This is a genomic window from Gymnodinialimonas ceratoperidinii, from assembly GCF_019297855.1.
GTDB classification, from domain to species: Bacteria; Pseudomonadota; Alphaproteobacteria; order Rhodobacterales; family Rhodobacteraceae; genus Gymnodinialimonas; species Gymnodinialimonas ceratoperidinii.
Map to the genome: position 1 here is coordinate 265,828 of NZ_CP079194.1, position 21,800 is coordinate 287,627.

Annotated in this window: 21 protein-coding genes; 9 read left to right on the plus strand and 12 right to left on the minus strand. The window is 65.2% G+C overall.

Annotation, left to right across the window (positions count from 1 at the left end):
• Positions 1-3: 3 nt before the first annotated feature.
• From KYE46_RS01385 to KYE46_RS01395, 3 genes are all read right to left on the minus strand, one after another.
• Complete coding sequence (locus KYE46_RS01385; RefSeq protein WP_219002958.1) at positions 4-1,002, minus strand: SDR family NAD(P)-dependent oxidoreductase; 999 nt, start codon at positions 1,000-1,002, stop codon at positions 4-6.
• Complete coding sequence (galE, locus tag KYE46_RS01390) at positions 999-2,024, minus strand: UDP-glucose 4-epimerase GalE (protein ID WP_219002959.1); 1,026 nt, start codon at positions 2,022-2,024, stop codon at positions 999-1,001. Before galE ends, KYE46_RS01385 begins: the two co-directional genes overlap by 4 nt.
• Before the next feature lie 158 nt (positions 2,025-2,182).
• Positions 2,183-3,433 carry a glycosyltransferase family 4 protein gene (locus KYE46_RS01395; RefSeq protein ID WP_219002960.1) on the minus strand — a complete coding sequence of 417 codons (1,251 nt, stop codon included), beginning with the start codon at positions 3,431-3,433 and terminating at the stop codon, positions 2,183-2,185.
• Positions 3,434-3,614: 181 nt separating this feature from the next.
• Between KYE46_RS01395 and hslO the strand changes: the two genes are divergently transcribed.
• The 6 genes from hslO (at position 3,615) to KYE46_RS01425 (ending at position 11,461) form a co-directional block, all read left to right on the plus strand.
• Complete coding sequence (gene hslO, locus KYE46_RS01400; RefSeq protein ID WP_219002961.1) at positions 3,615-4,616, plus strand: Hsp33 family molecular chaperone HslO; 1,002 nt, start codon at positions 3,615-3,617, stop codon at positions 4,614-4,616.
• The gene (locus KYE46_RS01405; protein WP_219002962.1) at positions 4,600-5,199 is read left to right on the plus strand and encodes an NUDIX hydrolase; all 600 of its coding nucleotides are present in this window, start codon (positions 4,600-4,602) and stop codon (positions 5,197-5,199) included. Before hslO ends, KYE46_RS01405 begins: the two co-directional genes overlap by 17 nt.
• Positions 5,196-6,335, plus strand: coding sequence for a CCA tRNA nucleotidyltransferase (locus KYE46_RS01410; protein ID WP_219002963.1), 1,140 nt, complete (start codon positions 5,196-5,198; stop codon positions 6,333-6,335). Before KYE46_RS01405 ends, KYE46_RS01410 begins: the two co-directional genes overlap by 4 nt.
• Before the next feature lie 102 nt (positions 6,336-6,437).
• Positions 6,438-8,291: an ABC transporter ATP-binding protein gene (locus KYE46_RS01415; RefSeq protein ID WP_219002964.1), complete on the plus strand. Its 1,854-nt coding sequence runs from the start codon at positions 6,438-6,440 to the stop codon at positions 8,289-8,291.
• Positions 8,288-10,153 carry an ABC transporter ATP-binding protein gene (locus KYE46_RS01420; RefSeq protein ID WP_219002966.1) on the plus strand — a complete coding sequence of 622 codons (1,866 nt, stop codon included), beginning with the start codon at positions 8,288-8,290 and terminating at the stop codon, positions 10,151-10,153. Before KYE46_RS01415 ends, KYE46_RS01420 begins: the two co-directional genes overlap by 4 nt.
• Before the next feature lie 81 nt (positions 10,154-10,234).
• The gene (locus KYE46_RS01425) at positions 10,235-11,461 is read left to right on the plus strand and encodes a class I SAM-dependent RNA methyltransferase (protein WP_219002968.1); all 1,227 of its coding nucleotides are present in this window, start codon (positions 10,235-10,237) and stop codon (positions 11,459-11,461) included.
• Here the strand turns inward: KYE46_RS01425 and dxs are convergent.
• The 6 genes from dxs to KYE46_RS01455 form a co-directional block, all read right to left on the minus strand.
• Positions 11,458-13,377, minus strand: coding sequence for a 1-deoxy-D-xylulose-5-phosphate synthase (gene dxs, locus KYE46_RS01430; protein ID WP_219002970.1), 1,920 nt, complete (start codon positions 13,375-13,377; stop codon positions 11,458-11,460). The genes KYE46_RS01425 and dxs overlap by 4 nt on opposite strands.
• Before the next feature lie 54 nt (positions 13,378-13,431).
• A complete protein-coding gene (locus KYE46_RS01435) occupies positions 13,432-14,238 on the minus strand; it encodes a polyprenyl synthetase family protein (RefSeq protein WP_219004968.1) in 807 nt (268 codons plus the stop codon).
• 63 nt (positions 14,239-14,301) lie between these two features.
• On the minus strand, positions 14,302-14,544 hold the full coding sequence (locus KYE46_RS01440; RefSeq protein ID WP_219002971.1) for an exodeoxyribonuclease VII small subunit: 243 nt from the start codon (positions 14,542-14,544) through the stop codon (positions 14,302-14,304).
• On the minus strand, positions 14,534-15,484 hold the full coding sequence (locus KYE46_RS01445; protein WP_428845070.1) for a histone deacetylase family protein: 951 nt from the start codon (positions 15,482-15,484) through the stop codon (positions 14,534-14,536). The genes KYE46_RS01440 and KYE46_RS01445 overlap by 11 nt, the downstream gene beginning before the upstream one ends.
• 247 nt (positions 15,485-15,731) lie before the next feature.
• Positions 15,732-16,442 (minus strand): response regulator, encoded by a 711-nt coding sequence (locus KYE46_RS01450; RefSeq protein ID WP_219002972.1) that lies wholly within the window; start codon positions 16,440-16,442, stop codon positions 15,732-15,734.
• Positions 16,439-16,945, minus strand: coding sequence for a MarR family winged helix-turn-helix transcriptional regulator (locus KYE46_RS01455; RefSeq protein ID WP_219002973.1), 507 nt, complete (start codon positions 16,943-16,945; stop codon positions 16,439-16,441). Before KYE46_RS01455 ends, KYE46_RS01450 begins: the two co-directional genes overlap by 4 nt.
• A 166-nt stretch (positions 16,946-17,111) precedes the next feature.
• On the opposite strand from KYE46_RS01455, the gene KYE46_RS01460 reads away from it, so the two are divergent.
• The 3 genes from KYE46_RS01460 (at position 17,112) to KYE46_RS01470 (ending at position 18,925) form a co-directional block, all read left to right on the plus strand.
• Complete coding sequence (locus KYE46_RS01460; RefSeq protein ID WP_219002974.1) at positions 17,112-17,978, plus strand: branched-chain amino acid aminotransferase; 867 nt, start codon at positions 17,112-17,114, stop codon at positions 17,976-17,978.
• Between the two features lie 122 nt (positions 17,979-18,100).
• On the plus strand, positions 18,101-18,502 hold the full coding sequence (locus tag KYE46_RS01465) for a GFA family protein (protein ID WP_219002975.1): 402 nt from the start codon (positions 18,101-18,103) through the stop codon (positions 18,500-18,502).
• Positions 18,503-18,583: 81 nt separating this feature from the next.
• Positions 18,584-18,925 (plus strand): DUF2794 domain-containing protein, encoded by a 342-nt coding sequence (locus KYE46_RS01470; protein WP_219002976.1) that lies wholly within the window; start codon positions 18,584-18,586, stop codon positions 18,923-18,925.
• A 59-nt stretch (positions 18,926-18,984) separates the two neighbouring features.
• Here KYE46_RS01470 and KYE46_RS01475 read toward each other — a convergent pair whose 3' ends face one another.
• The 3 genes from KYE46_RS01475 to KYE46_RS01485 all read right to left on the minus strand — a co-directional run bounded on the left by KYE46_RS01475 (position 18,985) and on the right by KYE46_RS01485 (position 21,659).
• Positions 18,985-19,821, minus strand: coding sequence for a C40 family peptidase (locus KYE46_RS01475; RefSeq protein ID WP_219002977.1), 837 nt, complete (start codon positions 19,819-19,821; stop codon positions 18,985-18,987).
• Positions 19,818-21,191, minus strand: a complete 1,374-nt coding sequence (locus tag KYE46_RS01480; RefSeq protein WP_219002978.1) for a leucyl aminopeptidase family protein — start codon at positions 21,189-21,191, stop codon at positions 19,818-19,820. The genes KYE46_RS01475 and KYE46_RS01480 overlap by 4 nt, the downstream gene beginning before the upstream one ends.
• 63 nt (positions 21,192-21,254) lie before the next feature.
• Complete coding sequence (locus KYE46_RS01485) at positions 21,255-21,659, minus strand: hypothetical protein (RefSeq protein WP_219002979.1); 405 nt, start codon at positions 21,657-21,659, stop codon at positions 21,255-21,257.
• Between the last annotated feature and the right edge of the window lie 141 nt (positions 21,660-21,800).

Here is a 21,800-nt window from a genome sequence, read left to right on the forward strand (position 1 = left end):
CCTTCAGACGTTGTAATAGTCGCGATACCACGCGACGAAGCGGGCGACGCCCTCGGTGACGGGGGTCTTCGGCTTGTATTGAGTCAGATGCTGCAGCAGGCTCGCGTCGGCCCAGGTGGCGGTGACGTCGCCGGGCTGCATCTCCATCATGTTCTTCTCGGCGGTGATGCCGGTGGCCGTCTCGATCGCGCCGATGAACTCCATCAGCGGCACGGACTCCGAGTTGCCGATGTTCACCACCCGGTAAGGAGCCACGGGGCTGAGGCTGTCACCCTCCACCGGGTCATCGCCCGGCACCGCTTCGATCAGGCGCACGATGCCGTCGACGAGATCGGTCACATAGGTGAAGTCCCGCGCCATCTGGCCGTGGTTGTAAACGTCGATCGGCCGGCCCTCGAAGATCGCCTTGGTGAACTTGTGCGGCGCCATGTCGGGGCGGCCCCAAGGGCCATAGACGGTGAAGAAACGGAACATTGTCGTCGGCAGGTCGTAGAGATGCGCGTAGCTGTGGGCCATCGACTCGTTGGCCTTCTTCGTCGCGGCGTAGAAGCTGACCTGATGATCGGTCTTCATCGTCTCGACATAGGGCATCTCGGTATTCGCCCCGTAGGCCGAGGAGGTGCTGGCCAGCAGCGAATGCGCCGGAGGGAAGGCGCGCATCGCCTCCAGCAGGCGGAAGGTGCCGATGAGGTTGGCCTGCATGTAGCTTTCGGGGTTCTCGATCGAATAGCGCACGCCTGCTTGCGCGGCGAGGTGGATGACCGTCTCGGGACGATGCTCTTCGAACAGATCGTGCAGCAGGCCCGGCGTCTCGATCCGCCCTTCGACAGGCACGAAATGCTCCTGCTCCAGTAGCAGGGCGAGGCGCGAGTCCTTCAGGGCGACCTCGTAATAATCCGTCATCGCGTCGACGCCGATGACTTTCCAGCCGTCAGCCAGCAGGCGGGCGCAGGTGTGATAGCCGATAAAGCCGGCCGAGCCGGTCACGAGTGCGGTTCTCATCCGTCCGGCTCCTCCGATGAATGCGGTCCAACGATCCAGCCCCAACTCGACGCGCACATGTCGTCGAGGGTCTTTTGCGTGCGGAACCCGAGTATCTCTTCCGCCTTGTCGGCCTTGGCAACATAGATCGGCACATCACCGGCGCGGCGTTCCACCACGCGGGCCGGAATATCCCGGTTCGAGGCGCGCTTGTAGGCGGCGACGACCTCCTGCACCGAATGGCCAACGCCGGTGCCGAGGTTCACGAGGTGGCTCTGATCCTCGCCCAGAAGCGTCGCCAGCGACAGCACATGGCCGCGCGCGAGGTCTTCGACGTGGATGTAATCGCGCACCCCGGTGCCGTCTGGCGTATCATAATCGTCGCCGAAAATCTGCAACTCCGCCAACTCGCCAGCGGCGACCTTGGCGATATAGGGCATCAGGTTGTTGGGAATGTCGCGCGGGTCTTCCCCGATCAGGTGGCTCTCATGGGCACCGGCCGGGTTGAAATAGCGCAATATGCCGACGTGCCAGCGGTCGTCGGCGGCGACCAGTTGGTTCAGGATCTGCTCGCCGCTGATCTTGGTCTGGCCATAAGGGTTCATCGCCCGGAACTCGGCGGTCTCGGGCGTCGGGGTCTCGTCCGGCACGCCGTAGACCGTGGCGGAGGAGGAGAAGACGATTTTCCGGCACCCAGCCGCGTCCATCACCCGCAGAAGATTGATCAGCCCGCTGATATTCACGTCGAAGTAGTCGAGGGGCCGCTCGACGCTCTCGCTCACCGCCTTCAGCGCGGCGAAATGCACCACCGCGTCAAACTGATGTTCCGAGAACAACCCCGCCAATGTGGTTGCGTCACGCACGTCGGCATCGGCCACCGTCACGGGTTTGCCGGTCAGCTTCTCCAGCCGATCCACGACCGAACGGCTCGCGTTCTGGAAATTGTCGAGAATGGTAACGTCATAGCCGGCGTCAATGAGCGCCACGTAGGTATGAGACCCGATGTAGCCCGCGCCCCCGGTCAAAAGAATATGCTCTTTCATTCCAGCGTTATCCTGATTGACCAGCCGTCGTTACACGCCACCGATTGCCACGGAACGGGTCCGGTCGTCAAAGGCCAAGGCGGTATTTCCGAAGAGACCGCGGCGTTTGCCGGGATTTCGACCGATCCGGTCGGTTTGATAGGCTCCCGCAGGAGGGTCTACCCCGGTATCTCCATCCGTTTGGCCTTCGGCACCAAGGCGTTGATCTGGCGCAGATGCTCGGGCAGGCAGACCTTGTTGAAATCATAGTGCTTCACGACATGCCGCCGCGCTGCCGGGCCAAGATGCGCGTAGCTGCCCGGGCGCTCCAACACGTCGATGACCTTGCGGGCGATGTCCTTGGGATCGAAGAAATCCGCCAGTAGGCCGGTCTTGCCATGCTCGATCGCCTCGCGCACAGGCGCCACGTCGGAGGCCACGATGGTGGCGCCCATCGACATCGCCTCAAGGCAGGACCACGACAGGACGAAGGGCACCGAAAGGTAGATGTGGCAGCGCCCGACCTGGATGATCTTCTGGTAGTCTTCGTATGGCACCCGGCCGAGGAAATGGACCCGAGACCAATCCACCGCCTCGCCGACTTCCTTCTCCATTTCGGCTCTATACCCGCCGTTAGAGCCTGATTTCTTGCCGTAGGAAACATCCGAACCGCCGATGATCAGCGCCCGTGCATTGGGGCGAGCATCGAGGATATGCGGCAGGGCGCGCATGAAGCTGTGAAAGCCCCGCGTCGGCTCCATGTTGCGCGCCATGTAGGTGAAGATCTCGTCGTCCCGCGTGACAGGACGATCCAGCCGCCCGAGCGCGACCTCTGCCTCGGGATCGGGCTTGAGCCGGTCGGTACGGATGCCATCGTGCTTGACGTAGATCTTCTCGCGGAAGCTCTCGGGAAACGTGTCGCGTTGCCAGGCGGTGGGGGAATGACCCTTGTCGACGGTCTGGATGTTGGCGAAGTTCACCGCATTGCGGGCATGCATGGTGAACGGCGCGTGGGGGCTTGCCGGGAACTCCGGATCGAAGCCGACGGATCCCCCCTTGGCGAGGAAGTAATACTCGAAATAGCCGATGATCGGCGTGTCCGGCCAGATCTCCTTCAGGAACGTCAACTCGCCCCACCCGACGTGGCCCAGGATCACATCAGGCGTGAACCCCTCGCCGCGGAGCCGCGAGGCGGCCTGGGCACAGCCAAAGCCGTTGCCGGTGCATTCCTCCCAATACTGCGTCAGCGCGTAGGCGTTTTTCGCCGGTTTATGGTGGCTGTTGTAGCTCACCACCCGCGCGCCCTCCATGTCGGGAACGTCCTTGCGTTGGGTCAGGAACACCAGCTCGTGCTCGCCCTGATCCCGCAACCACGTGAAAAGCTCGCGGTACTGACCGGGGAAGTTCTGATGCACAAATAGGATTTTCATCGTCACGCCATGCCTGAAATCTGGAGCGTTAATATTTAGTTTTTGCCAATGCTGTCCGTGATCTCCCAACCCCATGCGGCGGACGCAAGGCAGAACTGCGGCAAGAGGGGGGTTTGGTGTTGCCCACGCGCCCCCTATATGGGACCAGACCTTGTTTTTCGATATAAAGGGGGTGCCCCCCATGACCATGACCACAAAACTCGCGTGGGACGACACCGTATTGCCGTTCCAGCTGGACCGCTCCGACATCCGGGGCCGGGTCTCCCGGCTGGATACCACGCTGGACCAGATCCTGTCTCAGCACGATTACCCTGCCCCCGTGGAGGCCATGGTCGCCGAGATGGCGCTGCTGACCGCGCTGATCGGCCAGACGATCAAGCTGCGCTGGAAGCTGTCGCTGCAAGTGCGCTCCGACGGACCGATCCGCCTGATCGCCACTGACTTCCTCGCCCCCGAGGCCGAGGGAGAGCCCGCGCGCATCCGGGCCTATGCTTCCTATGACGCCGAGCGTCTGGATGAGACCGCGCCGGCCTTCCCGCAGATCGGGTCGGGGTATTTCGCGATCCTGATCGATCAGGGCAAGGGCACGACCCCCTACCAAGGCATCACGCCGATCGGCGGTGAGTCTCTATCCGCCTGTGCAGAGACCTATTTCGCCCAGTCCGAGCAGCTCCCCACCGCGTTCAAGCTGTCCTATGGCCGCGCGCAGGAGCCGGGTCAGGACGAAGGCTGGCGCGCCGGTGGTCTGATGCTTCAGATGATGCCGGAAGCCTCGCTGGAAGCGGCAAACGAGCCGACCAGCGAAGACGGCACCCTGAACGCCGAAGATCTCGTCTCCAAGGACAAGGCCGAGGATTGGTCCCGCGCCAATATCCTGATGCAGACCGCTGACGAGATGGAGCTGATTGGCCCCCATGTCTCGCCGACCGACCTCCTCGTGCGCCTGTTCCACGAGGAAGAGCCGCGCGTGTTCGATTCCCTGCCCGTCGCTTTCGGCTGCACCTGTTCCGAGGATCGCGTGCGCCAGTCCCTGTCGATCTATTCGGCCAAGGACATCGCGCATATGACAACGGACGAAGGCCGCGTCACGGCAGATTGCCAGTTCTGCGGCGCGCATTACGACTTCGACCCCCTCACCTTGGGGTTCGAGGCCGAGAAGGCACCCGATGGGTCGCCCGCTTGATCTGAACACCCTCACGGCCGCGCTCGAGGATCCCTCGGCGCGGCCTCACCCCAAGAGGTCGTCGGATTACGACCTCAACCCCGGCATCACCTTGCCCGAGGGCCGGGTCCTGCGCCCCGCGGCGGTGCTGATCGGCGTTGTCGGCGATGATGTCGTCCTCACCAAACGCGCCTCTACTTTAAAGCATCATCCCGGCCAGATCGCCTTTCCCGGCGGCAAGGTCGACCCCGGCGAGACCATCGCACAAGCCGCGCTGCGAGAGGCCCGGGAAGAGATCGGTCTGGCCGAGGAAAACGTCTCTATCCTTGCGGAAATGCCGCCCCACGAGACGGTCACCAGCTATACCGTCACCCCGGTGGTCGCCCGCATCAAGGAAGAGTTCGAGCCGCGGGCCGAGCCCGGTGAAGTGGCCGAGGTGTTCCGCGTCCCGCTCGCGTTCCTGATGAACCCGGACAATTACGCCATCGAAGGCCGCCGCTGGCGCGGCATTCGGCGCAAGTACTACGTCGTGCCCTACGGGCCCTATTATATCTGGGGCGCCACGGCGCGGATGCTCAAGAACCTCGCGGACCGCGTCGCATGACCCGCCTGCAGGCCGATTGGCTCCATGCGCCCGGCTCCAAGGCTGTCTTCGATGCGCTGGGCGGCCATGGCGCGTGGTTTGTCGGGGGCTGTGTGCGCAACGGCCTTCTCGGCCTTCCCGTTGCCGATATCGACATCTGCACCGAGTTGCTTCCCCAGGAGGTCATGGACCTCGCCAAGGCCGCGGGCCTGAAGGCCATTCCGACGGGCATTGACCATGGCACCGTCACCCTCGTGGCCGACGGCACACCCTATGAGATTACGACCCTACGCCGCGATATAGAGACGGATGGACGCCATGCCTCCGTCGCCTTTACCCGGGAGCTGGCCGAGGATGCCGCGCGGCGGGATTTCACCATGAACGCGCTCTATGCGACCCGCGGCGGCGAGGTGCTCGACCCGAACGGGAGGGGGCTCTCCGACCTTCGCGACCGGCGGCTGCGCTTCATTGGCGATGCGGCGGAACGGATTGCCGAGGATCATCTGCGCATCCTGCGTTTCTTCCGCTTTCATGCCTGGTACGCCGACCCCGCTGGCGGCATCGACGCGGAGGGCCTCGCCGCCTGTGCCGCCGGTATCGACGGGATCGCGCGGCTCTCCCGCGAGCGGATCGGGGCGGAGATGAAGACACTCCTGCGCGCGCCTGATCCGGCGCCCTCTGTCGCGGCCATGGATCAGTCCGGCGTGCTTGCCGCGGTCCTGCCCGGCGCCTCGTCCCCCATGCTGACGCTCCTGACCGGATTGGAGGGCGAAATGCCGCCCGACGCGATCCGCCGCCTCGCCGCGATGGGTGGAGAGGACGCGCCCGACCGCCTCCGCCTCTCGAAGGCCGAAGCCAAACGGCTGGCGCTCTACCGGGCCGAGATGACATCCCCCTCCGTTCCGGGCGCGTTGGGCTATCGTCACGGTGCCGAGCCCGCGCGCGATATCCTTGTCCTGCGGGGCTTGCTCAGCGAACGGCCGCCAACTGGCGAAGCGCTGGACGCTGCCGAACAAGGCGCGCAGGCCCGGTTCCCGGTGAAGGCCGCCGATCTGCCCGATTTGCAGGGGCCCGCCCTTGGCCAGCACCTCAAGAAGCTGGAGACCCGCTGGATCGACAGCGACTTCACCCTGACGAAATCCGATCTGCTGAACTGACGTCCTTGGCAGGGGATGTCGGGACACGCCACGCCCCGTCCCGCACCGCATGGCCTTTCCGTCGCAGGGGCGCTATATCTCTGGCCTGACACGGGAAATGTCATGTTCAGAAAATTTGAAAATCTCGTCGATCCCTACGTCGCCCATGATGATCAGGATCGCCCCCCGCGCCGGCTCTGGCCGTTCCTTTGGGAGTATTCTCAGCCGTTCAAAGGCCTCTTTGCGGTGACTGCCTTCATGTCGGTCGTCGTCGCGGCGATCGAGATCGGGTTGATCTGGTACATGGGCCGCGTGGTCGACATCTTGTCGGGCGGCGAACCGGCCGAGGTGCTGTCGGCATATGGGTTGGAGCTGATCCTCGCCGCCGTCTTCATCCTGACACTCCGCCCCGTGCTGCAAGGCCTCGACGTGGCGCTCTTGAACAACGCGATCCTGCCGCAATTCGGCGCGCTGGTCCGCTGGCGGGCGCACAAACAGGTGTTGCGCCAGTCGGTCGGCTTTTTCGAGAACGACTTCGCGGGCCGGATCGCCAACCGCATCATGCAGACGCCCGGCAGCGCCGGAGACGCGATCTTTCAGGTCTTCGACGCGATCACCTTCTCGCTCGCTTACCTCGTCGGCGCGGCTTTCCTGCTGACCAGCTCCGACCCCCGCCTCGCCCTGCCGCTGGTGCTGTGGTTCGGCCTCTACGTGGTGCTCTTGCGCTGGACCATGCGCCGCGTCGGCCCGGCATCGAAAGCCTCCGCCGACGCGCGCTCCAACACCACCGGGCGGGTCGTGGACAGCTATACCAACATCCATTCGGTGAAGCTCTTCGCCCACCACGACGCCGAACTCGCCTACGCGAAAGAGGCGATCGAGGACACCCGCCAGACCTTCGCGCGCGAGATGCGGATTTTCACGCTGATGGACGTGCTGCTCGTCACCCTCAACGGCTTCCTCATCGTCGCGGTCGTCGGGTGGGGCATCGCGCTTTGGGCACAGGGCGCGGCCTCGGTCGGTGTGGTGGCGGCGGCTACGGCGTTGGCGCTCCGGCTCTCGGCGATGACCGGCTGGATCATGTGGGCCGTCTCCACCTTCTTCCGCGCGCTCGGCGTCGTGGCCGAGGGGATGGAGACGATCACCGAGCCCATCGACCTCGTCGACGCGCCGAATGCCGTGCCGCTCGACCTGCGGCGGGGCGAGATCCGGCTGGAGAACCTCAGCCACCACTACGGCCGCGCCACGGGCGGGATCGACGACATCACCCTCACCATCCGCCCCGGCGAGAAAATTGGCCTCGTCGGACGGTCCGGCGCGGGCAAATCTTCGCTCGTGAAGCTGCTGTTGCGGTTCTACGACGCTGAACAGGGTCGGATTCTGATCGACGGGCAAGACATTGCGAAGGTCCAGCAGGACAGCCTCCGCTCCGTCATCGGTATGGTGCAGCAGGACAGCTCGCTTCTCCACCGTTCGGTGCGCGACAACATCCTCTACGGCGCGCCCGGCGCCTCGGAGGAGGAGATGATCGCCGCCGCCAAGCGTGCCGAGGCGCACGAATTCATCCTCGACCTCGAAGACCCCCAAGGCAGGCAGGGCTACGATGCCCATGTCGGCGAGCGTGGCGTCAAGCTTTCGGGCGGGCAGCGCCAGCGTGTGACGCTCGCCCGCGTGATCCTCAAGAACGCGCCGATCCTCGTGCTGGACGAGGCCACCAGCGCGCTCGACTCCGAGGTGGAGGCGCAGATTCAGGAGACCCTCTACGGCGTGATGGAGGGCAAGACCGTCGTCGCCATTGCTCACCGCCTGTCGACCATCGCGCAGATGGACCGGATCGTCGTCATGGATGACGGAAAGATCGTGGAGGAGGGCACCCATAGCGCGCTTTTGGCGTTGGGCGGCCTATATGCCAGCTTCTGGGCGCGCCAGTCGGGCGGCTTTATCGGGATCGACGAAGAGGCATCGGAACCAGCATGAAACAGGCTCTAATCCGCGTGGTAGACTGGCTTTCCGGCCTCGTCCGCCCCTTCGCCGAGGCCGAGGGCCCGCCGCCCCAAAGCCTCTGGCCATTCATCAAGTGGTGCCTTGCCGGCGCCTGGCCGATCATGATCGTCGCCGCGCTTTTCTCCGGGCTCGCCGGCCTGATGGAGGTCGCCGCCGCGTGGTATCTCGGCGCGCTCATCGACACGACCTCTGGCGGGACCGCCGATTACCTCGCCAGCAACGGGCTGCTGATCGCGGGCTACATCCTGTTCTACCTGCTCGTGCGGCCGCTCTTCTTCGGCACCTCCGCCGCGTTCACCGGCATCGTCCTGCCGCCCAACATCGCGCCGCTGGTGCAGTCGCGCCTGCACCGCTGGACGCTCGGCCACGACATCACATTCTTCGACAACGACTTCGCCGGGCGCGTGGCGCAGAAGCAGATGCAGGCCGCCACCGCGCTGGTCAACATCGTGACCGAGGTCATCAACGCCGCCGCCTATGCGATCATCACGCTGATGGGCACCGTCGTCCTGCTGGTGGCGATCGACTGGCGCATCGCCGCTGCGCTTGTGCTCTGGTGCGGGCTCTATTTCTTGATGATCCGCTGGTATCTGCCGCGCATCCGGGTCCGCGCCAAGGCCCGTGCCGCGACCCGCGCCAACGTCACGGGGCAGGTCGTCGACACGATCACCAACATCAAGACGGTGAAGCTGTTCGGCCATACCGATCACGAGGATTCCGCCGCCATCGGTGCGATGGACGGCTACCGCACCGCCGCGCTGCGCTTCGGCACGCTGTCCACTGGCTTCCGTTTCGCGCTGATGACGACCGCCGGGATGCTGCCGGTGGCCCTAGTGCTCGGCGGCGTCTGGATGTGGCAGAACGGGCAGGCCACCCCCGGCGACATCGCCGCCATCGGGGCCATCTCGATGCGGATTTCGCAGATGACCGGGTGGGTCTCCTTCACGCTGATGGGGATCTACGCCAATATCGGGGAGCTGGAGGACGGCATGCGCACGCTCACCCCCTCCCACGGGCTGACCGACGCGCCCGACGCAGGGCCCCTGCCCCGGCTCAGCGGCGCGATCCGGTTCGAGGGGGTCTCCTTCGCCTACGGGCAACGCTCGGGCGGGATCGACCGGATCGACCTCTCCATTGAACCGGGTGAGAAACTGGGCGTGGTGGGCGCTTCCGGTGCCGGGAAATCCACTCTCGTAGCGCTGTTGATGCGGCTCTATGATGCGGAACAGGGTCGAATCCTTGTCGATGGCACCGACGTGCGCGACGTGACCCAGGACAGCCTGCGCCAGCAGATCGCCATGGTCACGCAAGACACCGCCATGTTCAATCGCACCGCGCGCGACAACATCCTCTACGGCCGCCCCGATGCGAGCGAGGCCGAGGTGATCGAGGCCGCAAAGCGCGCCGAGGCCCATGACTTCATCCTCGGCCTGCGCGACCACCGCGGCAACACCGGCTATGACGCCTTCCTTGGTGAACGCGGCGTGAAGCTTTCGGGCGGGCAGCGGCAGCGCGTGGCGCTCGCGCGGGCCTTCCTCAAGGACGCGCCGGTGCTGGTGCTGGACGAGGCGACAAGCGCGCTCGATTCCGAGGTCGAGGCCGCTATTCAGGATACGCTCCACAGCGTCATGGAGGGCAAGACCGTCATCGCCATCGCGCACCGGCTCTCGACCCTCTCGGCGATGGACCGGATCATCGTGCTCGACGATGGCCGGATCGCCGAGGATGGCACTCATGAGGAGCTTCTGGCACAGAACGGTCTCTATGCCCGCTACTGGAACCGGCAATCGGGCGGCTTCATCGGGCTGGAGGACGAAACCGCCGCCGCCCAGTAGGCGGCGCGGGTCTTGTCCCGCCGCGCGCTTTGCCGCAAAGGTCTCCCATGAACGCCACCCTTCCTTTTGACCCGGTGCCCCATGGTTGAAGTCACGATCAAACGCCTCGGCCACCACGGCGACGGCATCGCCGAGGACGCCTCGGGCGCGCCGGTCTTCGTGCCGCTCACCCTGCCAGGAGAGCGCGTGTCCGGCGAAATCGAGGGCGACCGCCTTGCCGCCCCGGCAATCCTCACCCCCTCGACCGAGCGGGTGAAGGCCCCCTGCCCCCACTATAAGGCCTGCGGCGGCTGCAGCTTGATGCACGCCGCTGATGGCTTTGTCGCGGGCTGGAAGGAAGAGGTGATCGCCAAGGCCCTGCAGGCCCACGACCTGCCCGCGCCCCTGCGTCCGATCGTGACCTCGCCGCCGCGGTCACGCCGCCGCGCGACGCTGGCCGGAACGCGCACCAAGAAGGGCGCATTGGTCGGCTTCCACGCTCGGAAATCAGGCACCATCGTGCCGATCAGAGACTGTTTGCTGCTGGAGCCGGCCCTGCTGGAGGTGCTGCCGGCGCTGGAAGAGATCGTGAAGGTCGGCGCCTCCCGCTCGGCGACGCTCGGCCTCTCCGTCACGCTGACCGAGACCGGAGTGGACCTGCACGTGACTGGCGCAAAACCCCTCGACGGGCCGCTCCGCGCGAGCCTGCCGCAGGTGGCGGGCGGGCGTTTCTCACGGCTGACCTGGGGTGACGAGCCGGTGTTTACCGAGACCCCGCCGCGCCTGACCCTCGGCACCGCCCGCGTGATCCCGCCACCGGGCGCCTTCCTGCAAGCGACCGCCGCGGGCGAGGCTGCCCTGCAGGCCGCCGTCAGCGAGGCTGTTGGCGAGGCCCGACATATCGCCGACCTATTCTGCGGCATCGGCACTTTCGCCCTGCCACTGGCGCAAAGCGCCTCGGTCCACGCGGTGGAGGCCGCGCCGGACCTGCTCGACGCGCTCGATCACGCGACACGGCACGCCACGGGCCTGAAGCCAATCACCTGGGAAAAACGCGACCTGTTCCGCCGCCCGATGCTGCCGGACGAACTGGCCAAGTTCGATGCCGTCGTCATCGACCCGCCCCGCGCCGGGGCCGAGGCGCAAACTGCCGAGCTCGCGAAAGCCGGTGTGCCGGTAATCGCCGCCGTTTCCTGCAACCCCGTCACCTTTGCCCGCGACGCGGCGATGCTGGTGGCGGCGGGCTACACGCTCGACTGGGTGCAGCCGGTGGACCAGTTCCTCTGGTCACCCCACGTCGAACTCGCCGCCCGCTTCTCGCGCGCTTAGGCGCGCTGGCTCAGAACCTCGACGCCGAGGGTGGTGAGCACCTTAGCCACGATGTCCTCGGCATTCATCCCGGCAATCGCATACATGTCGCGCGGGCTGGCCTGGTCGATGAAGATGTCGGGCAGCACCATGGAGCGGTATTTTAGCCCGGTGTCGAAGATGCACTTCTCGGCCAACAATTGCGCCACGTGAGAGCCGAAGCCGCCGACAGCGCCTTCCTCGACGGTGATCAGCGCCTCGTGGTGGCGGGCGAGTTGCAGGATCAACGCCTCGTCGAGCGGCTTGGCGAAGCGGGCGTCGGCGATGGTCGGGGTGATGCCGCGAGCGGTGAGGGTCTCGGCGGCCTCCTGAACCTCCTTCAGGCGGGTGCCGAAATTGAGGATCGCGACCCGCGCGCCCTCCTGAATCATCCTGCCCTTGCCGATCTCCAGCGCTTGCCCGCGCTCGGGCAGGTCGACGCCGACGCCCTCGCCGCGCGGGAAGCGGAAAGCCGAGGGGCGATCATCGATCTCCAACGCAGTGCGGACCATGTGGCGCAGCTCGGCCTCGTCGGCGGCGGCCATCACCACCATGCCGGGCAGGTTGCTCATGAAACTGATGTCGTAGCTGCCGGCGTGGGTGCAGCCGTCCGCCCCCACCAGCCCGGCGCGGTCGATGGCGAAACGCACCGGCAGGCGCTGGATCGCGACGTCGTGGACGATCTGATCGTAGCCGCGTTGCAGGAACGTCGAGTAGATCGCCGCGAAGGGCTTCAACCCGCCCGCGGCCATCCCGGCGGCGAAGGTGACGCCATGCTGCTCGGCAATGCCCACGTCGAAACACCGGCTCGGGAACCGCTCGGCAAACAGGTCGAGCCCGGTGCCGTCGGGCATCGCGGCGGTGACGGCGACGATCTTCGGGTCATCCTCGGCCTCGGCAATCAGGCTCTGCGCGAACACCTTGGTGTAGCTCGGCGCATTCGACGGCGCTTTCATCTGCTCACCGGTGGCGATGTCGAACTTGGCAGTCGCATGGCCCCGGTCGGGCCGGTTCTCGGAGTAGCCCTTCCCCTTCTTGGTGATCGCATGGATCAGGATCGGCCCGTCAGCGCGGTCCTTCACGGTGCGCAGCACCGACAGGAGGCTCTCCATATCATGGCCGTCGATCGGCCCGACGTAGGAGAAGCCGAGCTCCTCGAACAGCGTCCCACCCACGGTCACCGACTTCAGCAGCTCTTTCGCCCGCCGCGCGCCCTCCTGGAACGGGCCGGGGAGCAGCGACACCGCGCCCTTGGCGGCGGCCTTGAACTCCTGAAACGGAGCCCCGGCGTAGAGCCGCGAGAGGTAGGAGGACATGGCACCGGTCGGCGGCGCAATCGACATTTCGTTGTCGTTGAGGATCACGATCAAGCGCTTGCCCAGATGGCCCGCGTTGTTCATCGCCTCGAAGGCCATGCCACCGGACATGGCACCATCACCGATCACCGCGATGGCATCCCCGTGGCCGGTCTCGCTGTCACCGCCCAGATCGCGTGCGACGGCAAAGCCCAACGCGGCAGAGATCGAGGTCGAGGAATGCGCCGCCCCGAAGGGATCATAAACGCTCTCGCTGCGCTTGGTGAAACCCGACAGCCCGTCCTTCTGACGGATGGTCAGCATCTGGTCGCGCCGCCCGGTCAGGATCTTGTGCGGATAGCTCTGGTGCGAGACATCCCAGACCAGCTTGTCGCGCGGCGTGTCGAAGACCGCATGCAGCGCCACCGTCATCTCCACCACGCCCAACCCGGCACCGAAATGGCCCCCGGTCTGGCTCACCGTCCAGATCATCTCTGCGCGCAATTCATCGGCCAGACGCTCCAGCTCGACATTGCTCAACCCCTTGAGATCGTGCGGAGAATGTACCTTGTCCAGCAAAGGGGTCTTCGGGCGCTCGCTCATCATGATCCTGCTTTGGTTCGGCTGCGGTACGTCCCTTTACATAAGGGGGCGGGGCTACTTGTCACGGGCTACTATGTAATGCGCCAGATCGCAAAGTGTCTGCGCCCTATCGCCATAGGGCCGAAGCGCCGCAGTTGCCTCCTGCACAAGGGCCGCCGCACGGGCCTTGGCCTCGGCCAGTCCCAGCAGGGAAACGAAGGTTGCCTTCCCGGCCTCCGCATCCTTGCGCAGCGCCTTGCCGGCGGTGGCGGCGTCGCCCTCCACATCCAGCACATCGTCGGCGATCTGGAAGGCGAGCCCGATGGCTTCCGCGTAGCGCCGCAGGGGCTCCGGGTCCGCGCCGCCAAGGATCGCACCCGATAGCGCGGGCCATTCGATCAGCCGCCCGGTCTTGTTGGCCTGCAACTCGGTGATCTCTTCCAGCGTCAGAGCGCGCCCGGCGGTCTCGGCGGCAATATCCTGCGCCTGCCCCAGCACCATGCCCTGCGCGCCGCTGGCCTTCGCAAGGCTTGCCACCAGCGCAACGCGCTCTTCGGCCGTGCCAGCCCCCTCGCGGCCCAGCAACTCGAACGCAAAGCTCTGCAAGGCGTCGCCGACCAGAACCGCTGTCGCCTCGTCCCATTTCTTGTGCACCGTGGGCTGGCCGCGCCGCAGATCGTCGTCATCCATCGCGGGCAGGTCATCATGGACAAGGCTATAGGCGTGCAGGCATTCCACCGCGCCCGCCGCGTAAAGGGCGCGGGCTTGCGGCACGTCGAACAGCGCCGCGCTTTCCAGCGCAAGAAAGCCGCGCAGGCGTTTGCCGCCCGCCGTCGCATAGCGCATGCCTTGCGCGATATTATCCGCGCCCAGCTCTGCCATCTGGTCTGTCAGGAAATCACCGATGCGGGTTTGCGCATCGCCCAAGGCCGTCTTGAACACCTGTTACAGGCCCTCGACCGGGGTCGCGCCTTTCGGCTGTCCGTTCGCGTCGAGGGTGATCTGCGCGACCTTTTCTTCGGCCTCTTTCAGCTTCGCCTCGCAGCGGGCTTTCAGCGCCGCGCCCCGCTCGTACAGCTTGATGGAATCCTCCAGCGCCACATCGCCCCGGTCCAACTGGGTCACCACCTGCTCCAGCTCGCGGATCGCATCCTCGAAGCTCATCTCCTCGATGGGTTTATCGGTCATCGTGGTCCTCCAGTTCCGTCACATGGGCGAGCACGCCGTCGCCGAGCCCCTGAAGATCATAACCGCCCTCCAAAGTCGAGACGATGCGCCCCTCGCAGACCTCCTCCGCGACCTTCACCAGCTCGCGCGTGACCCAGGCGAAATCCTCGGTCTCCCAGTTGAGCTGCGCCAGCGGATCGCGGGCGTGGGCGTCGAACCCGGCCGAGATGAAGATCATCTCCGGCTCGAAATCGCGCAGGCGGGGGAAGACGTGGCTTTCATAGCGCGAGCGCATCGCCTGCCCGTCCGATCCCGGCGGCAGCGGCAGGTTCATCACGTTGTCGGACGCGCCGCGCTCGTGCACCGCGCCCGAGCCGGGATAGAGCGGCATCTGGTGGCTGGAGATGAACAGGGCGCGGGGCTCGTCCCACAGCAGATCCTGCGTACCGTTGCCATGGTGGACGTCGAAATCGACGATGGCCACGCGGGCGAGGCCGTGGCGCTCCAACGCGTGACGCGCAGCGATTGCGACGTTGCCGAACAGGCAGAAGCCCATGGCGCGGGTCTTCTCCGCGTGGTGTCCGGGCGGCCGCGTCGCCACGAAAGCGCGCTTGTGGACGCCGGAAAGCACCCGGTCGACCGCCAGCAAGCAGCCCCCGACCCCGCGCATCGCGGCCTCCCAAGTGCCGGGCGAGGCGCTTGTATCCGCATCGATCTGCGCGAGCCCTGCCTCCGGCATCGCGTTGCGCATGGCGTCGATATAGGTCTGCGGATGGCAGAGCGCGACGTCGTCCTCGACCCCGAGCGGCGCTTCCACGCGGTCGGCCTCCACCTCCGTCAGAACGGCGAAGACCGTCTCGAGCCTTGCGATGCGTTCAGGGTGTCCTTCCGGCATTTCATGGTGAAGTCCCGAGGGGTTGTTGACGATCAGCATGGAGAGGCTTCCGTTCTGTTGCAGCATGGGTTCAGCGCCGACAGGCCGGCGCGGGGCGTTTGAGCCAATGTAGCTGCCTCAGGGAGGGAGTGCGAGGACCGCTTGGCCGAAATTGCGAGAGCGTGCAGGAAGTTGCACGTCGCGCGGCGCGTAGCGTCTCAGGTGAGGGGGATGTACGGGAGCCCGGCGATGGGCTTGGTTAACAAGACCTTAACGCCTGGCAAGATTTTGTTGAGGATCAACTGGTTAGCGAATTGTGCAAGCTTGAACAGGGTCAATCCGGGGCCAGCATGTAGCCCGCCCCCCGGACCGTCTGAAGATACCGCGGCTGCTTCGGATTCATCTCGATCTTGCGCCGCAGCCGGGTGATCTGAACGTCCACGGCCCGCTCCTGAACAGGGTCTCCCCCGACCTTGTCCCGATTCAGCAGGCTCACCAATTCGCCCCGCGACAGGGCCTCCGCCGGCTGGTGGGCAAAGATCCGCATCAGCGCCGCCTCCGTCGCCGTCAGCCGCACCGGATCCTGCCCCTGCCACAGCTCGCCCCGCTCGATATCATAGCGCACCGGCCCGAGGTGGAGGACCTGCGGCACCGTCGCATCCTCGACCGGCGCCGGCATCCGCCGCAGGATCGCATTGATCCGCAAAAGAAGCTCCTTCGGCTCGAAAGGCTTCGGCAGGTAATCGTCGGCCCCCGCCTCCAACCCCTCGATCCGATCCCCGGACTCCCCCTTCGCGGTGAGCAGCAGGATCGGCGTCGCGTCCGAGGTCCGAATGCCGCGACACAGGCTCAACCCGTCCTCCCCCGGCATCATCACGTCCAGCACGATCAAGTCGAAGCTCAGTCCCGCCAGCAAAACACGCGCATGCGCCGCATCGCGCGCCCCCGTGGCCATGAAACCGTTCCGCATGAGGAATTTCTGAAGCAGCGTCCGGATGCGTTCATCGTCGTCAACGATCAGGATGTGCGCCCCGATATCCATCATTGCCCCTTCTCCACGTTCTCGAGGTAATGGCGGCGCATGTCCGGATCCATCATCTCCTCCAGAACGGCGCGAAACCCCGAAACAGCCTCCGGCCCCGCATTGCGAAAGGCCGCGCGCATCCGGTTCCGCTGCGATTCACTCAACGCGCGCTCCAGCGCCTCCCCTTCCTCGGTCAGATAAAGATGCCGCTCCCGCTTGTCCCTGATCCCCACACGCGCCTCGACCAGCCCATCCTCAACCAGCGTCCGCAGCACGCGGTTCAGCGATTGCTTGGTCACACCAAGGATCGACAGCAGGTTATTCACCGTCGTCCCCGGCGTCCGGCTGATGAAATGCACCGCACGATGGTGGGCCCGGCCATAGCCCCGCTCGGCCAGGATCAGGTCCGGATCAGCGGTAAAACCCCGATAGGCAAAGAACATCGCCTCGATCCCGCGCCGCAACTGCTCGTCGGTCAGGAACAGCAAGCTGTCTCGCCCCATCGCTGCGCCTCGGTCTGACATGCGGTCCCTCCTGTTTCTTCCAGTTTATGTCAGCCTTGTTGACTTTCCAAGAATCAATTGCTAGCCAAATCGTCAGTGTGCGTAACTTTATGACCGAAACCGGCCTCGATTGCGCAATTTCTGGAAATTTTGCCTGTGTATTAGGCACATACAAGGGACGGGACCAATGGCAGGATATGACGACAGGGACGGCATGATCTGGATGGACGGCGCGCTTGTCGACTGGCGCTCTGCCAACGTCCACCTGCTCAGCCACGCGATGCATTATGCTTCCAGCGTTTTCGAGGGCGAGCGTGCCTACAACGGCAAGATCTTCGAGAGCCGCAAACATTCCGAACGCCTGCACTACTCGGCCAATTGCATCGATTTCGAGATCCCCTGGACGGTCGACGAGATCGAGGCCGCGAAATACGAGGTGATGAAGGCCAACAACCTGACCGACGCCTACATCCGCGCGATCGCCTGGCGCGGTGCCGGCGACGACATGGGCGTCAGCTCCGCCCGCAACCCCGTCCGCCTCGCCATCGCGGCCTGGGAGTGGGGCAGCTACTACGGCGATGCCAAGATGAAGGGCGCGAAGCTCGACATCTCCAAGTGGAAGCGCCCCTCGCCCGAGACGATCCCGGTCCACGCCAAGGCCGCCGGCCTCTACATGATCTGCACCACCTCCAAGCACGCGGCCGAGGCCAAGGGCTGCTCGGACGCGCTGTTCATGGATTACCGCAACTACGTGGCCGAGGCGACCGGCGCGAACATCTTCTTCGTCAAGGACGGCGAGGTGCATACCCCCACGGCGGACGTCTTCCTCAACGGCATCACCCGGCAGACCGTCATCGGGATGCTGCAGGAGAAGCAGATCAAGGTGCACGAGCGCCACATCATGCCGGAAGAGCTGGAAAGCTTCGAGCAGTGCTGGCTGACCGGCACCGCCGCCGAGGTCACCCCGGTAGGCCAGATCGCCGACTACAATTTTGAAGTTGGCGCCCTGACCCGCGACATCGCGCAGAGCTATGAGGACCTGGTGCGCGCCTGAGCCGCGATCCCCTCAAGACATCGAAAGCCCCGCACCCGGCGTGCGGGGCTTTTTCGTTTGAAGAGCGCGGTTCGGTCGAGTCACTCTGCCCCTGCAACAATGATCGCGGCAGGAGGCCAATGATGGACGAGACGGCAAGCGGCACATGCCTTTGCGGAACGGTAGAATTTCGCATTACGGGCGGGTTCAAGTATTTCTTCCTTTGCCATTGCACGCGCTGCCGGAAGGACAGCGGCTCGGCCCATTCGGCGAACCTTTTCTCAACTTCGGCGAAGCTCGAATGGCTGGCGGGCGGAGAACACGTGGCAACCTTCCGGCTGCCGGACACACGTCACGTGAAAGCCTTCTGCCGCCGCTGCGGCTCGGCCCTGCCAGTCGTGCAGGACGGCATCCTTTCGGTTCCGGCAGGCGCCCTCGACACCGAACTCACCCTGCGACCCAACGCGCATATCTGCACCAGCTCTCGCGCCGGGTGGGACGAGAAGCTGCACGAATTGCCCTGCATCGACGGCCTGCCAGGCTGAGCCGGGCCTTTCCGCGAGGCTGCGCGCGTTTTTCGCCCGCCACAGCTTGACCCGACCCGCCTCACGCCCCACCCTTCTCCCATGGTCATGCAGTTCCAGCCCACCGGGGGCACCGTCTCACAAAATCAGGTCGCCTTTCACCGGACAGAGCTCGCGCCGATCCTGGGGCTTTACGGGCGCATGGTGGCAGCGGGCGAATGGCGGGATTACGGGATCAGCCACCTGAGCGATGTCGCCGTCTTCTCGATCTTCAAACGCACCGCCGAGAACCCGATCTACCGGATCGAGAAGCGCCCCAAGCTGCGTGACCGGCAGGGACAATACGCGGTGATCGGCATGGACGGACGCATCCTGAAACGCGGGCACGACCTCAAGACCGTGCTTCGGGTGCTGGAACGCAAGCTGATCCGGGCCGTGGAATAGCCGCTCCCTTCATCTTGGCCATTACTACTCCCCCCGGAGGGTCGGCCTGCCAGGATGCGCTACCCGAGTGCCAAACGCTTCCGCGACGTGATGGCCCCGAATTCATTTGCCTCGATCCGGGCGGCCGCGTCCTTGAGAGGCTCGTACGCCGTGGCCATGTGGTGCGCATTGGCGTGGAGCAGCATCCGATCGCTCGCCATCATGCCGACATGACCTTTCCAGAAGATCAGATCGCCGCGCTTGAGGGCGGCGTCGCCGGGGATATCCTCACCCAGAACGGCTTCCTGCTGGTCGCTGTCGCGCGGGCAATCGATCCCGCAGGCGAGCAGGCAGGCCTGCACAAGACCCGAACAATCGATCCCCCACCGGCTGGTGCCGCCCCAAAGGTAGGGCGTGCCGAGGAACAGATCCGCGATCCCGACCGGGTCCGCGAACCGCGCCTTGATCGGCATGAGGTGCTGCGTCGGCATGAAGTGTCCGGTGTGGATGCGCTTGAAGGCCCCACTCTCGCCCGTCACCTTCACCTGACTGCCGAAGTAGAGGCATACGTCGGGCGAAACCTTGATGTTGGCCTTCGGGTAAAGATGCGTGGCCGGCGAGATCACCCAATGGGTCGCCGGTTCAGCCCCGGTCAGGGCGCCTTGCAGGATATAGCCCACGTATCCGTCTCGCTCGGCCTGACCGAAAGCGAAGCCATCCTCGTTGTCGAGAACGAGGAAGCGCTCGCCGAAGACCAGCTGCGAGGCCCGCGCACCGCGGGGCTTGTCGGTGAGGTTGGCGATGGGTTGCTGAACCATCATCCAACGCCCCTCGGAATAGCGCTCGGCCTCGACCGAGCCGTTGAGAGAGGTGTGGGCGACGCGTCCGTTGGACGGCGTGGTGCGGGGATCGCTCATTCGGAAAGAACCTCGGGCAATGCGTTGAACAGCGCGCGGATCCCTTGACCGACACCGCCTTTCGGGCGGGCCGGGGCATTCGTGCGTTGCCAGCCGTAGATGTCAAAATGCGCAAACCGTGGCACGGGCGCGAAGCGTCGCAGGAACAGCGCGGCGGTGATCGACCCCGCCATACCGCCCGCGGGCGCGTTGTCGAGATCGGCGATGCCTGGCTCGATCATCGGCTCGTAGGCCTCGTGGAAAGGCAGGCGCCAGCAGGGGTCGGCGACCGTGGCGCTGGCGGCGGAGAGTGCTGCGGCGAGCGCATCGTCATCGGTGAAGAACGGCGCGATGTCAGGGCCGACGGCCACGCGGGCGGCACCGGTGAGCGTCGCCATGCAGATCAGCAGATCGGGTGGCGATTCCGAGGCATAGGCCAGCGCGTCGGCCAGCACGAGGCGGCCTTCGGCATCGGTGTTGTTTATCTCGACGGTGAGGCCGTTGCGCGCGGTGAAGATATCACCGGGGCGGAAGGAATTGCCGGCGACGTTGTTTTCCACCGCCGGGATCAGCACGCGCAGGCGCACCGCCATGTCGCTGGCCATGATCATCCGCGCGAGGCCAAGCACATTGGCGGAGCCGCCCATGTCTTTCTTCATGATCCCCATCGAGGCGCCGGGCTTCAGGTTCAAGCCGCCGGTATCAAAGCAGACGCCCTTGCCGACGAGGGTCAGGGTCGGGCCTTCGCTGCCCCATGTCATCTCGATCAGGCGCGGCGCTTTCGCCGCCGCGCGGCCCACGGTGTGGATCAGCGGGAAGTTCTGGTCGAGAAGCGCCTCCCCCTCGACGGTGGTGACGGTCGCGCCAAATTCGTCGGCGAGGTTGCGGACAGCGGCTTCCAGCGCATCGGGGCCCATTTCTTCGGCGGGGGTATTGATCAGGTCGCGGGTCAGCGCCTCGGACTGGGCGATCAGCTGCAGGCGGTCGGCATCAATCCCCTCGGGCGCAACGAGGCGCGCCTTGGGTTTCGTCTGGCTGCGGTAGCGATCAAATCGGTAGAGCGACAGGAGGTAGCCAAGCGCGATTTCCTCGCCCTGCCCTTCTGGCAGGTGTTCGAGGGAATAGGTCGCCTCGGGCAGCGCCGCGATGGCCGCGCCGATGGCGAAACGTTTGCGCGCGCGGTCCGATGCCGAGCCGGTGCCGATCAGCACACCGGCCAGCCCATCACCGGGCAGCACGAGGGTCTGGCCGAGGCTTCCCTTGAAGCCGTGGAAGGCCGCCCATTCAGCCTGCGCCTTTGGCAGATCAGCCAGAGCGTCCTCGCAAGCCTCTGGGCTTACGAGCAAAATTGGAAGGGCGACCGAACTGGCCTCTGCAAACATCATCGTCATAGGGAGCGCACCGTTGTTGTTCGGCGCTAGCCTATAGGTCAGAGCCTGCTCTGCAAGGCCAGATCAGACGGAAAGATCCTCGAGGTCCCAGACGGCATGAATCGACCGCTCACCCACCCTGTCGAGCCGGGCCACGGTGGCGGAAAGCGCCACGTGGTTTCCCGATTTGTAGGTCTGCAAAACGTCCCGCGCCACGCGGGCAAGGGTTGCCATGCCGATCAGCTCCGCGTCGTTGCACAGCCCTTCGATCCCCGTCACGAAGGCCTGCGGATTGTTGCTCAGCATGTCGGTCAGCTTCGGCATCAGGTCAGAGATCCGGTGCAGTGCGAGGGCCACCTCCGCCTCGGCCCGGACTTCTCCGATTTTCAGGCATAATTCTTCAAGGCACTCCGGATTGAACCGCGCGGGTTCCTCCGGCGCGATTTCGGTTATCGTCGGGCACAATTCGGCCCTAGCCGTCAGCAGCATGTCTCTCGCTCCACTTCCACTCGCCCCCACCACAGGACGCCCAATCATGGGATCTGCCGAGGGGTATGGCGGATTGTGCTGAAGAAGAGATTTACCCGGCGCGCAAAAGCATCTCCAAATCGCGTAGAATTCAGGCTAAGA

Coding starts and splice junctions, on each gene's coding strand:
- KYE46_RS01385 (WP_219002958.1), bottom strand. CDS start 1,002: ATGAGAACCGCACTCGTGACCGGCTCGGCCGGCTTTATCGGCTATCAC.
- galE (WP_219002959.1), bottom strand. CDS start 2,024: ATGAAAGAGCATATTCTTTTGACCGGGGGCGCGGGCTACATCGGGTCT.
- KYE46_RS01395 (WP_219002960.1), bottom strand. CDS start 3,433: ATGAAAATCCTATTTGTGCATCAGAACTTCCCCGGTCAGTACCGCGAG.
- hslO (WP_219002961.1), top strand. CDS start 3,615: ATGACCATGACCACAAAACTCGCGTGGGACGACACCGTATTGCCGTTC.
- KYE46_RS01405 (WP_219002962.1), top strand. CDS start 4,600: ATGGGTCGCCCGCTTGATCTGAACACCCTCACGGCCGCGCTCGAGGAT.
- KYE46_RS01410 (WP_219002963.1), top strand. CDS start 5,196: ATGACCCGCCTGCAGGCCGATTGGCTCCATGCGCCCGGCTCCAAGGCT.
- KYE46_RS01415 (WP_219002964.1), top strand. CDS start 6,438: ATGTTCAGAAAATTTGAAAATCTCGTCGATCCCTACGTCGCCCATGAT.
- KYE46_RS01420 (WP_219002966.1), top strand. CDS start 8,288: ATGAAACAGGCTCTAATCCGCGTGGTAGACTGGCTTTCCGGCCTCGTC.
- KYE46_RS01425 (WP_219002968.1), top strand. CDS start 10,235: ATGGTTGAAGTCACGATCAAACGCCTCGGCCACCACGGCGACGGCATC.
- dxs (WP_219002970.1), bottom strand. CDS start 13,377: ATGAGCGAGCGCCCGAAGACCCCTTTGCTGGACAAGGTACATTCTCCG.
- KYE46_RS01435 (WP_219004968.1), bottom strand. CDS start 14,238: ATGGCAGAGCTGGGCGCGGATAATATCGCGCAAGGCATGCGCTATGCG.
- KYE46_RS01440 (WP_219002971.1), bottom strand. CDS start 14,544: ATGACCGATAAACCCATCGAGGAGATGAGCTTCGAGGATGCGATCCGC.
- KYE46_RS01445 (WP_428845070.1), bottom strand. CDS start 15,484: ATGCTGCAACAGAACGGAAGCCTCTCCATGCTGATCGTCAACAACCCC.
- KYE46_RS01450 (WP_219002972.1), bottom strand. CDS start 16,442: ATGATGGATATCGGGGCGCACATCCTGATCGTTGACGACGATGAACGC.
- KYE46_RS01455 (WP_219002973.1), bottom strand. CDS start 16,945: ATGTCAGACCGAGGCGCAGCGATGGGGCGAGACAGCTTGCTGTTCCTG.
- KYE46_RS01460 (WP_219002974.1), top strand. CDS start 17,112: ATGGCAGGATATGACGACAGGGACGGCATGATCTGGATGGACGGCGCG.
- KYE46_RS01465 (WP_219002975.1), top strand. CDS start 18,101: ATGGACGAGACGGCAAGCGGCACATGCCTTTGCGGAACGGTAGAATTT.
- KYE46_RS01470 (WP_219002976.1), top strand. CDS start 18,584: ATGGTCATGCAGTTCCAGCCCACCGGGGGCACCGTCTCACAAAATCAG.
- KYE46_RS01475 (WP_219002977.1), bottom strand. CDS start 19,821: ATGAGCGATCCCCGCACCACGCCGTCCAACGGACGCGTCGCCCACACC.
- KYE46_RS01480 (WP_219002978.1), bottom strand. CDS start 21,191: ATGACGATGATGTTTGCAGAGGCCAGTTCGGTCGCCCTTCCAATTTTG.
- KYE46_RS01485 (WP_219002979.1), bottom strand. CDS start 21,659: ATGCTGCTGACGGCTAGGGCCGAATTGTGCCCGACGATAACCGAAATC.